The organism is Deltaproteobacteria bacterium RBG_16_64_85, from assembly GCA_001798885.1.
GTDB lineage: Bacteria > Desulfobacterota > Deferrimicrobia > Deferrimicrobiales > Deferrimicrobiaceae > FEB-35.
In genome coordinates, this window is record MGQW01000086.1 from 76,225 (window position 1) to 88,207 (window position 11,983).

The window sequence follows — 11,983 nt, forward strand, 5'->3', positions numbered from 1 at the left end:
CCTCTCTTCGGCGTGAGATAACGACGCAAGGAGCGGCTTTATTCGATGACGGTATCGTTAAAGGACATTCTCGCCGGTGACGTACGCGTCGCGGCGAGACTCATGCGGGACCTGGACGATGAGATCCCGGCCGCGCACCGGGTGCTGAAGCGGCTCTACAAGCACACCGGGCGGGCCTACATCCTGGGGATCACCGGGGCTCCCGGCGCGGGGAAGTCGACCCTCGCCGACGGCCTCATCGATCTTCTGCGAAAGCAGGGAAAGACGGTGGGGATCGTCGCCGTCGACCCGACCAGTCCGTTCACCGGCGGGGCGATCCTCGGCGACCGGATCCGCATGCAGAAGCACACCCTCGACGAGGGCGTTTTCATCCGCAGCCTCGCCACCCGGGGGCACCTGGGCGGCCTCTCCAAGTCGACCATCGACATCGTCAATGTGATGGACGCCATGGGGAAGGACGTCGTGATCATCGAGACCGTCGGGGTCGGGCAGGACGAGGTGGAGATCGTCAAGGTGGCCCACACCAACCTCGTCGTCGTCGTGCCGGGGCTGGGGGACGACATCCAGGCCATCAAGGCCGGGATCCTCGAGATCGCCGACATCTTCGTCGTCAACAAGTCGGACCGCGAGGGGGCGGACAAGACCCGCCGGGAGCTGGAGACGATGGTGTCGATGAACGAATACGGGGAAGGGGACTGGATCCCTCTCGTCCTTCCGGCGGTCGCCCAGAACGGATCCGGGCTCCCCGATCTCCTGGAGGCGATCGACCGGCACCGCCAGTTCATTTACCGGGAGGAGAACCTCGGCCGATACCGGACGGGAAAGGCGCGGGTGGAGCTGCTGGAGATCTTGAAGAAAAAACTGCTCGAGAAAGCGGTGGACGACCTCGAGCGGCACAACCTCCTGGACCCGCTGATCGACGAGATCGTCCGGAAACGGAGAGACCCCTATTCCGTCGTGGAGAAGGTCGTCGACCATAGTTACGCGTTCCACCTCGTGGAGGGGGAGCGGCGCAACGCGGGGAAGGGGAAGAAGAAGTGAGCCGGATCCGCCAGGAAGGGAAGGTCGAGTACCGGTTCGAGCACCCGGACGAATTCCGGGAGTTCGTTCGCGACAAGAAGAGCCGGAAGCCTGCGGACAAGCTCTGCGAAGCCAAGGATGCCGTTTCCCGGTTCGTCAGAGACGGGGACTACATCGTTTACGATTTTTCCAGCCTGACGCGCGGTCCGCAGGCGCTGATCCGGGAGGTCATCCGGCAGAAGAAGAAGGACCTCTGGATCGGCGCGGAGTTCACTCTTCACGAGTCGGCGCTGCTGACGGGCGCGGGGTGCGCCACCCGGATCGACGTGGGGTTCCTGGGATACGGCAACTACATCGGCCAGGCGGTATGCGACGGGCGCGTCAAGGTATACGAGTGGACCAACGGAGGGCTGGCGCTCCGCATCCTGGCCGGGGCTCGCGGCGTTCCCTTCCTTCCCACACGGGATCTTCTGGGGTCGGACAACCTGGCCGTTTCGGCGGCGAAGGTGATCGAGGATCCGTACACCAAGCTGCCGATATGCCTGGTGCCGGCCCTCAACCCGGACGTCGCATTCATCCACGTCCACCAGGTGGACATCCACGGAGACGCCCGGATCTTCGGCACGAACCTTTTCGCCCTCGAGGCGGCCTTGGCCTCCCATCGCGTCATCGTGTCGGCGGAGGAGATCGTCACCCCGGACGAGTTCCGCAAGGACCCGATGCGGACGACGATCCCGTACTTCCTCGTCGACGCGGTGGTCCACGCCCCTTTCGGCGCCTACCCGGGGGCCATGCCGGCCCGGTACGAGATCGACCTCGAGCACGTGGACCGGCTGAACGCGATCCGGAACGACGAGCAGATGAAGAACTACCTCGACGAGAACATCTACAGCGTGGCCGACCACGAGGAGTTCCTCGACAATCGCGTCGGCGCCGCCAGGATGAAGGAGCTCCGCGGACGAGCCACGATCATCGAGGGGTACCGATGAATCTTCACGTACGACTCCATTCCATCGCGCAGCGTGCGCCGGACCCCTCTTCGGCTGCGCCGCCTCGGAAGGGGACTCCGTTCGTGGCTCGCCGTGTGGTGGACCCGCACGGCTGCGCTTTACCTCACTTCGCCCCCCTCCTGCGGCGGCTCCGCCGGACCCTCCTGCGGCATGCGCCATCCGTTTGGGGCGCTTACAGCAGCCGCTTGCGGCAAAATGGAGGAGAACGATGTCGCGGACGGTAGAGTTCACCGACACGGAGTTCATGATCGCCCAGGGAGCGCGCCTGCTCGAGGACGGCAAGACCTTCTTCGTGGGGTGGGGGATCCCTCAGATCGTGGCCATCCTCGCGCAGAAGCTCTACGTTCCCAACGTCGTCCAGCTCTTCGAGTTCGGTGCCGTTGGGCCGCAGTCGATCCTCCCGTTCGTCCGGGGAACGATGGGAGGACCGCAGAACACCTACCGGTCGCTGCAGTGGCTCAACATGAACTGGGCGTTCGCCTATTCCGCCTCAGGATATATGGATTACGGGATGCTCGGCGCGCTGCAGATCGACCCGTACGGGAACATCAACTCCACCTACCTCGGGGGGACCTTCGAGAAGCCCGAGCGGCGGTTTGCCGGAAGCGGCGGGGGGAATCAGGTCGCCTCCCACTGCTGGAGGACGGTCATCATCATCAGGCACGAGGGGCGCCGCTTCGTGCCGAAAGTGGAATTCCTCACCTCCCCCGGATTCCTGACGGGGCCCGGGGCCCGCGAGAAGGCGGGCCTGCCGAAAGACACCGGGCCCTACCGGGTCGTGACGTCGAAAGCGCTCTTCGGCTTCGACGATCGCAACAGGGAGATGACCCTCCTGTCGGTTCTGCGCGGGCTGAACCCCGAGGACGTGGTCAAGGAAATGGCCTTCCGGCCCCTCGTCGCGAAGACCGTCACCGAAATTCACCCACCCACCGAGGACGAACTGCGCCTCCTGCGGGAAGAGATCGACCCCTCCCGAATCATCATCCGCGGGGAACGGATGTCGGCGATCGCCTGAACCGATTCGACCCCACCAGCGCCGTCGTTGAATAGCCCCTCCCGGATGCTATAATAAAATGCTATGCCAAAGCTCGTTTACATCGAGACGTTCGGCTGCCAGATGAACGAGGTGGATTCGGCGCGGATGGTTTCCCTCCTTGAATCGGTGGATTACCGCCCGGCGTCCTCTCTTGCGGAGGCGGACCTGGTCCTCCTCAACACCTGCAGCGTCCGCGAGAAAGCGGATCAGAAGATCCGCAGCGCCCTCGGAGGGCTGCGACGGTGGAAGAGTGCCCGCAAGGGGCGGATTGTGGCCGTTGGGGGGTGCCTGGCGCAGCAGGAGGGGCTGCGGCTTGCCGAAAGGGCGCCCCACGTGGATATCGTCTTCGGGACCCACAACATCGCGCGCCTTCCCGACCTCGTCCGAAGGGCGGAAAAGACGAAACCCTCAATAGAAATCGATTTCTCGGGGGACACGAGTCACTGGGAAGTGACCCCCTACCTTCCCGTCGGTGCGGCCAGCGCGATGGTAACGATCATGCAGGGATGCGACAACTACTGCTCCTACTGCATCGTCCCCTATGTGCGGGGGAGGGAGATCAGCCGTCCCTCGAAGGAAATCCTGGGAGAGGTCCGGAGGCTTGCGGACCGCGGGGTGGCCGAAGTGATCCTGTTAGGGCAGAACGTGAATTCCTACGGAAGAAAGGAGGGGGAAATCCCATTCCCCGAGCTGCTCCGGCGGATCGCCCGCATTCCCGGAATCGCGCGGATCCGGTTCCTCACCGCCCATCCGAAGGACCTCGATCCGGAAACCATCGGCCTTTTCGGCGAAATCGAGGCGCTTTGTTCGCACCTCCATCTTCCCATCCAGTCGGGCTCCGACCGGATCCTGTCGGCCATGGGGCGGGGGTACTCGCGCAAAGAGTACCTGGAGAAGGTCGATCCATTGCGGAGGGCGAGGCCCGGGATCGGCTTCTCGTCCGATTTCATCGTCGGTTTCCCGGGCGAGACGGAAGCCGATTTCGATGAGACCCTCTCCATCATGGAAGAGGTCCGCTACGATTTCGCTTTCTCCTTCAAGTTTTCTCCCCGGCCTGGAACCCTCGCCGCGACCCTCCCGGGCGCCATCCCGACGGATGTTGCCGCCCGGCGGCTCCACCGTCTCCAATCCCTGCAGGACGCGCACACGCGCGAGCGTCTCACGGCCTGCGTCGGAAAAGAAATGGAGATCCTCATCGAGGGGAGAAGCGCAAGAGACGACGGGCAATTGTGCGGGCGCACCTCTTGTCACAAAGTCGTGAACTTTTCACCAAAAGAAACCCTGACAGGGCCTTTCCGGAAGGTCTTCATACGGTCCGCCGGAGCCCATTCCCTCTCGGGTGCGGAAGGAGACTCTCGTGGTTAAGGAAATGCAGGTCGTGGGAATCACGATCGACCCGGCGACCCAGTCGCCGATTGTCATCCTTCGGGACATGAACAATCAGAACATTCTCCCCATCTGGATCGGCATTCTCGAAGCCAACGCCATCGCGGTGGGACTGGAGAAGGTTCAGCTCCCACGCCCGATGACCCATGACCTCTTCAAGAGCGTCATGGACCAGCTGGGCATACGCCTGCTGAAAATCGAGATCACCGACATCAAGGAAAACACCTACTACGCCGCGCTCCATCTCGAGGTCGGCGGGAAGACGCTGGTGATCGATTCCCGCCCCAGCGACGCGCTCGCCATTGCGATCCGTCTGGGAGCCCCCATTCTCGTCCACGAGCCGGTCATCGAGAAGGCCGTCCGCATAGAGGCGGGAGCGGGTACCGGGCAGGAAAAGGACAAGTGGGCCGAGCTGCTGGAGAAGATGGACCCCGAAGACTTCAGCAAGTACAAGATGTAGCCTGCCGCGAGCTCATGAGCGTCACGCGCATACTGGTGGTTCAGGAGGATGCCGGCGCAGCTCGCGAAATACGTCTTGTGGTCCGGGAGCACCCGGTGGAATTCGAATTCCTCCCTCCCTCCCAGCTGAACGGTGGAGGGATGGACCTGTCCGCCTACAGCGCCGTCGCCGCGTCGATCGAGTGTGCCCGCCCCGAGATCCTGGAAGTTTTCCGGCGGGAAGGGAAAAGTGCCCCCCCCGTTCTCTTTTTCCGGGGAGAACCGCCGCTTCGCGAAGTCGCACGCTGGGTCCTCTGGACCGATTTTCCGGAAGACGGGGGGCCCACGATGGAGCGGCAACTCCTTGCGGAAAGCCTCGAGTATTATTCGCTCGCCTCGCTGTACCAGCAATGTCTGAAGATCATGACCTCGCTGGACAAGGAGAAACTGCTGGCGCAGATCACCGATACCTTCGTCCGCGAACTGGGCGCCGAGAGCTGCATCATCTGGCTGGCCTCCCCACCCGACTCCGACGAGATGATGATCGCCTCGGTGAGGGGAGTCATCAGCATCGACCGGGAAGGGTCGCGATTCTTCCTCTCCCAGACGGAGTGGGCCGAATCGATCTGGAAGGGGATGCCGTTTCTCGCACCTTCGGCGGCAAACCGTCCGGACCCTCCCAACCGGGAGCGTGCGACGTCGCTGTACGTACCCCTCGTCTTCCAGGAAAAGGCGATCGGTCTGGTCAAGCTGGGCGAGCGGGTCGACCGCAAGCCGTTCAGCGAGAGCGACCGGTACATCGCCCGGATCATCGGCGATTACGCCGCGTCTTCCCTGAAGACCGTCGACCGGCTGGTCCGCATCGAGAAGATCTCCCTCCGCGATCCGGAGACGCGCGCCTATTCCGCGGCATTCCTGGCGGACTACTTCGAGAAGGAGCGCTACAAGGCAACCCGGTTCCGGCGGCCGCTTTCCCTGATCTTCCTGGCAATTGAAAACTTCGCCTTCCTGATGGAGCAGACCCGGGAAAGCCTCGTTGCCGGCGCGCTCGCGAGGACGGTCGAGGCGGTCCGAAAGGTGCTCCGCGACTCCGACCTCATTGCACGCGTCGATCCCGGCCGCTTCTGCATCGTCCTCCCCGAGACGGACTACTTCGGGTCGATGCTGGCATTGCGGAGGCTGCGGAAGGCTGTCCGCGACGTCGGGGGGATCCGGTTCCTCGGGGGGGAATTCGCCCTCCATCCCTTCTTCGTTTCCGCCACATACCCGCGCGACGGGAATGACTTCCAGGAACTCTCCCGTCTCTCGGAAGACAAGTATCTCCGGCAGCAGATGAGCCCGCTCCACCGGCTGCGCCTCGTGGAGAAATCGTTCTGGGATGCGTTCGACGTCCTGGTCGGCAAGCCCGAATACTACGACCTGCTCCGAAAGGGTGAGGAGGTCCCCTACTTCACCCGCATCCGGCAGGACCTCGGTCGAAACGGCCATTTCTCCCTTCCTCGGGAGATGTTCTTCCGGATCGTCGAATCGGTCGCGCAAGACGTGGCTTCCGGCGGAGAGGCGAGGGGGATCGTGATCGCCGCCGGCCCGCGGCCGGAGATCTTCAAGCAGATCTTTCTCTCCTACGGAACCGAGGCGCCGCCCGGCCGCAACATCTACATCGTCGGGCAGTCCGGAAGCACACGGTTCGACGCGAAGAACCTGATGTACATGGCCGCCGACGACGAACGTTTAATGGAAAAGGAGATCGTCCTCTACCTGAAAGAGAACGGCGCCTACGGGCTCTTTGCCGCCGGCCGGCAGGAGGAGGTGTGTGGCTTCAACACTGCCGACGAGTGGCTTGTGGAGGCGATGATGGAGAAGGTCCAGGAGATGTACCTCCTGCAGGGAAACTTCTAGGCGAGGGAGCCATGCCGGCAACCACCACGGCGAAAAAAGTCCTGATCGCGGATCCTTCCGAGAAGTCCCGCCAGGCCCTGAGCCACTTTCTGAGGGAGAAGGGGATGGAGGTGATCGAGGCCGTCGACGGCAGCAAGGCCCTTGCCGAGGCCCTTCTCAAGCGTCCCGACATCCTGCTGCTCGACCTCTCGGTCGGAGTGCTGGGGCCGGAGAGGCTGGTCCAGATCCTGCGCACCAACCCGAACACGAATGCGATCCCGATCTTCTTCCTGAGCGACAAGGAGCAAAGCGTCTCCGGATTCCGGGCTGGGGACGACGAGTTCATCCGCAGGCCGTTCCACGAGGAAGAGATCCTCCTCCGGATCCAGCGGACGCTGTTCCGGGACTCCCTCTCGGAGGTGTTTTCCGGGGATTCCGAGATCGGCGGGAACCTTGCACAGGTCTTCCTTCCCGACCTCTGGCAGATGCTGTCACTGAACCAGAAGAGCGGGATCATCCAGGTGGAAGGGGACGGGATCTCGGGCTCGATCTACATCGAGAGGGGAGAGATCGTCTCCGCCGTCACCCAGAACATCGTCGGCGAGAAGGCGCTCTTCCGCATAATCCCGCTCCGGCAAGGGAAGTTCCGGTTCATCCCCGGCAAGGTGGGGGTCCGCCGCACGATCCACGCACCGAGCGAGCGCATGGTCATGGAGGGGATGCGGCAGTACGACGAGCTCGAGAAGCTCGGCAGCCGGAAACCCGCCGTGAACGAGTCCGTCGTGATCGCGAAGGACGTTCGGTCCGTCGCGGGCGCGGGGGGCGCGGTACGGGAGATTCTCCTGCTGGCGGAGTTCTGCAACCGCGTGGAGGACATCGTTAACAATTGCAGTTCTCCCGATCTTCTGGTCTACGAGACGCTTCTGCAGCTAAAGAGCCGCGGAATCCTGAAGATCGGGGTGTTCGAAACCCTTTCCACGAAAAGCGAATTTCTCCCTCCCGAGGAACTTGCCCGCATGCGCAGCCGGATGGAGGAGCGAAGCGGGTACACCGACGGAACCATGGGGCAGATCGCTTTTTTCCTCCCGGACTCCTCGCTCCTGGAAGGCATCGTCCTGGCACTGGGCCAGTTCCGCGAGTTCGAGGTGGACAGCGCGTTCTTCGCCCTCCGGCGCAAGGAAGGATTCCCCATTGGAATGTTCGGGAGGATCCGCGTCGGGCAGGGGAACTCCCTGATGCTCTATGCTTTTCCCTACCTGCGGTCGACCTCTCCCGTATGGTACGCGATCGCTCCCCGTCCCGTAGGGATCATCGCCTTCCTGAAGGACGAAGTATCGAGCTCCCTCGAGGGGCTGCTTGCCGTATCCGACTACACACGCGGGGTGGACGCCAGGGTCGTTCTCGCGGTGATGGGGAAGACCTTCACCAACTTCGGCCTGGGGGAGAACACGCTCCGCCTGTTCCAGAACCGCATCGAGAAGCTCGGGGGCTCCCTCAAGGTTCAGGAGATGGAGCGGTTGTCGCCGGAGGAGATCCGGGACGCGCTCGCGCGCGTCGTGCGGCAATACCTCGAAGGAGAGAAAGGATGATCGACCTCCACATGCATTCGACCTTCAGCGACGGGGAGCTGATCCCCTCCGAAGTCGTTTCGCGGGCGCTCTTCGCCGGTTACACCCACCTCGCGATCACCGACCACGCCGATCCTTCGAACCTGGAGTATGTACTGGAGCGGATCTCGCACTTCTGCGGGGAGTTGCGCGGAAAGGTCGCCGCGAAGGTCTTTCCCGGGGTGGAAATCACCCACGTTCCTCCCCGGATGATCGCTTCCCTCGTGGCGCTGGCGCGGGAGAGGGGTGCGAAGGTCGTCACCGTGCACGGGGAGACCATCGTGGAGCCGGTGCCCGGGGGGACCAACCTGGCGGCCATCCAGGCCGGGGCCGACATCCTCGCGCATCCCGGTTTGATCACGGAAGCGGAAGTCCTGCTGGCAAAGAAGAACGGTGTCTTGCTGGAAATCTCGGCGCGTCATGGCCATTCCCTGACCAACGGCCACGTCGCCCGCCTGGCGGTGAAATGCGGTGCCCGCCTGGTGTACAATAGCGATTCGCATTCACCGGGGGATTTCACCCCGTGGGAGACCGCGATCCGGATCATCCGCGGGGCAGGCCTCTCGGATCGGGACGCGGCACGGATGCAGGAAAACGCCAGGGAACTGGTGGAAGGCAAACGATAAACAGGGAGAACCTGTGGCGGAAAAGATCAGGTACACCCGCAAGGACCTGAAAGGCCCGGACGAATTCATCTCGGCCTTCAGCAGGGCGGTGGCATGGGTCCTGGAAAACCGCTCGAAGATGCTGTCCGCCGGCGGGGGGTTGCTGCTTCTGCTCGTGGGTGTCTTCGGCGCGCAGACGTACTTCCGCTGGGAAGAAAACAAGGCAAGCCGTGACCTTTGGCCGCACCTGAACCGCGCGAGGGAGGTTCTGCAGGCCCCGTCCATGGCGGACGACGAAAAGCTTGCCCGTTTGGAGCAGTTCCTGTCCACGCACGTCAACCAGCATCCCGGAACCATCGCCGCTGCCTACGCAAGGTATTACCTCGGCAGCATCGCCTTCCTTCGCGGGAAATACGACGTGAGCGTTACGCAGTTCCGCGCGGCGAGTAAGGAAAGCAAAATGGACGAGGTCATGCCGTTCCTCCTCCGCACGGGACTGGCGCATGCGCTAGAGGCGAAGGGCGACTTTGGAGCTGCCTCGGAGGCTTATCGGGAGGCGGCCGAAGCCGCCGGCGGCGAATTGCGAGCGCAGGCGCAGATGGGACAGGCCAGGGCGATGGCGCTCTCGGGGCGAAAGCAGGAAGCGGCCGCGTTATACCGGCAGATTCTCGTTGAAACAGCCGACCCGCGAACGAAGGAGCTGATCGAGATCAAGCTCGCCCAGGCGGAGTAGAGGGAGCGGGCGCCGGATGAAAATTTCTCTCTGTTTTCTCTGGCACATGCACCAGCCTTACTACAAGGACCCGGAAACGGGAACCTACATTCTCCCCTGGGTCCGTCTCCACGCCATCAAGGATTACGCCGCCCTTCCCCGCATCTTCCGGGAGTTCCCGGCGGTCAGGCACACCTTCAACCTCGTCCCCTCCCTGTTGATCCAGCTCCAGGACTACGTGGAGAACGGGGCGGAGGACATCTTCCTGACCTTGTCGCGGAAGAACGCCCTCGACCTGACGCGCGACGAGGAGGAGTTCCTCCTGCGGAATTTCTTCTCCGCCTTCCCTCCGACCATGATCCTGCCCCAGCCACGATACGCCGATCTCTACATGCGCCAGGAAACCGCTCGGCGGGCGGTCGGGAAGCAGGGCATCCGTGGCGGATTCGGCGCGTCCGAATACACCGATCTCATGACCCTCTTCAACCTGACGTGGTTTCACCCGTTGCTCCGGGAGGAGGACGACGAACTTTCCCGTTTGTGGAGAAAGGGGAGGGGATACACGGAACGGGAGAAGGCCTACATCCTGAACCGGCAGGTCGAAGTCATGGCGACGGTAATACCGGAGTACCGGAAACTGCTGGAAGGGGACGAGGGAGAGCTCTCCACCACACCGATGTACCATCCGATCCTTCCGCTTCTCATCGATACCCGCGCGGCCCAAGACGCCCTGCCGGGCGCCCCTTTGCCCAAGGTGCCCTTCGCCTACCCCGCGGACGCCCTGGAACAGATGGTCACAGGACGCGAGACGTTCCATTCCCTGTTCGGTTCGTACCCCGACGGGATGTGGCCCTCCGAGGGATCGATCAGCCCTGCGACGATGGAACTCGCCGCTCGCGCGGGCTTCCGCTGGGCCGCCACGGATGAAGGGCTTCTCTCCAAGGTATTGGGAGGGAAGCCGGTCCTCCGGGACGCCGAAGGCGTGCCCGCGGATCCGGATTGGCTCTACAGACCCTACCGGGCAAATACACCCTCCGGATCCATCCATCTCTTTTTCCGCGACCATTACCTCTCCGACCTCATCGGCTTTGAATACTCCCGGTGGGATGCCGTCGAAGCAGCCAATAATTTCGTTCATAAAATCAATGAGATAGGTAGTAAATTATCATCTTTGCCATCAAAACTTAAAAAAGAATCCTACGTTATTCCGGTGATACTGGACGGAGAAAACGCTTGGGAATATTTCTACGACTCCGGACGTTTGTTTCTCCAAACACTCATGGACAGATTGGGAAAACTTTCCCCGGAAATCTCCTGTGTTACATTATCTGAATCACTTCATATGGGTAATTATATAGAAGATTTGCCATCGATTCCTACGGGCTCCTGGATCGACGGGACCTTTAACATCTGGATCGGGCATGAGGAGGATCGCACGGCGTGGTCGATGTTGTCCCGTGCAAGAGCCTTGTGGCAGTTGCGACACGACCAGGCCGTCAAGACAGGAAAAACCTTGTTGCCATCCATGGAACGCTCCCGTGAACACCTGTTCGTCGCGGAAGGCTCCGATTGGTGCTGGTGGTATGGTGACGACCATTTCACTCCGCATGGCCCGGAGTTCGATCGTTTATTCCGCAACCACCTCAAGGCGGCATATCGGGAAATGACTGAAACCGCGCCGGATTCCCTTGACATCCCCATTATCCGTCTCGACCGGATGCCGGAAGGGACCAGCCTCCTTTCCAGCCCAAGGGCGTATATTCACCCCAAGATCAACGGGAACATCAGCTCCTATTTCGAATGGAGCGCCGCTGCCCGGTACATCCCCAACCCCGGATTCGGCACCATGCACAGGGCAGGGCACGGGGTCCTTTCATGTCTATATTACGGCTTCGATGAATCCCGCATCTTCTTGAGGGCCGATTTCGTGCCTCTTGTTCAAGAGAGTTGTCCTTCGATCGAGGTGGAGTTCCTGTTCCCTGCAAAAAACCGAAAGTTTTCACTGGTGATTGGCATTTCCGACCGGACGATGGCCTTCACATCGGGGTCGATCGGGGAAACCTCTCACGAAAAAGAATCCGTCTCCAGGCCGGAAACGATCGTCGCCGCGTTCGACAAGATTCTTGAGATGGGGATCCCGTTCGCCGAACTGGGATGCGAACGTGACGAAAGGATTGAATTCTTCATGACGCTTTCGGCACCGGGAATGATCGGGGAGCGATGGCCGATGTACGGTACCTTCACGGCCGAATTGCCGGGAAAGGATTTCGAAGGGCGGATGTGGGAGGTTT

10 protein-coding genes are annotated in these 11,983 nt (G+C 62.1%); all 10 read left to right on the forward strand.

Features of this window, described 5'->3' with window-relative positions; genetic code table 11:
- Positions 1-45: 45 nt before the first annotated feature.
- Positions 46-1,041, forward strand: coding sequence for a GTPase (locus A2Z13_01040; protein ID OGP76420.1), 996 nt, complete (start codon positions 46-48; stop codon positions 1,039-1,041).
- Positions 1,042-1,046: 5 nt separating this feature from the next.
- Complete coding sequence (locus A2Z13_01045; protein OGP76438.1) at positions 1,047-2,009, forward strand: CoA-transferase; 963 nt, start codon at positions 1,047-1,049, stop codon at positions 2,007-2,009.
- A 229-nt stretch (positions 2,010-2,238) separates the two neighbouring features.
- Positions 2,239-3,045 carry a CoA-transferase gene (locus A2Z13_01050; GenBank protein ID OGP76421.1) on the forward strand — a complete coding sequence of 269 codons (807 nt, stop codon included), beginning with the start codon at positions 2,239-2,241 and terminating at the stop codon, positions 3,043-3,045.
- 63 nt (positions 3,046-3,108) lie between these two features.
- A complete protein-coding gene (locus tag A2Z13_01055; protein OGP76422.1) occupies positions 3,109-4,431 on the forward strand; it encodes a tRNA (N6-isopentenyl adenosine(37)-C2)-methylthiotransferase MiaB in 1,323 nt (440 codons plus the stop codon).
- A gap of 4 nt (positions 4,432-4,435) precedes the next feature.
- The gene (locus A2Z13_01060) at positions 4,436-4,912 is read left to right on the forward strand and encodes a hypothetical protein (protein ID OGP76423.1); all 477 of its coding nucleotides are present in this window, start codon (positions 4,436-4,438) and stop codon (positions 4,910-4,912) included.
- A 77-nt stretch (positions 4,913-4,989) separates the two neighbouring features.
- Entirely contained in the window at positions 4,990-6,789 is a 1,800-nt protein-coding gene (locus A2Z13_01065; GenBank protein OGP76424.1) for a hypothetical protein, read from the forward strand.
- A gap of 11 nt (positions 6,790-6,800) precedes the next feature.
- Complete coding sequence (locus A2Z13_01070; protein ID OGP76425.1) at positions 6,801-8,357, forward strand: hypothetical protein; 1,557 nt, start codon at positions 6,801-6,803, stop codon at positions 8,355-8,357.
- Positions 8,354-9,001 carry a PHP domain-containing protein gene (locus tag A2Z13_01075; protein ID OGP76426.1) on the forward strand — a complete coding sequence of 216 codons (648 nt, stop codon included), beginning with the start codon at positions 8,354-8,356 and terminating at the stop codon, positions 8,999-9,001. Before A2Z13_01070 ends, A2Z13_01075 begins: the two co-directional genes overlap by 4 nt.
- Before the next feature lie 13 nt (positions 9,002-9,014).
- Positions 9,015-9,713, forward strand: coding sequence for a hypothetical protein (locus A2Z13_01080; protein OGP76427.1), 699 nt, complete (start codon positions 9,015-9,017; stop codon positions 9,711-9,713).
- A gap of 46 nt (positions 9,714-9,759) precedes the next feature.
- Positions 9,760-11,983 (forward strand): hypothetical protein (locus tag A2Z13_01085; GenBank protein OGP76428.1); only part of this gene is annotated, 2,224 nt, incomplete at its 3' end.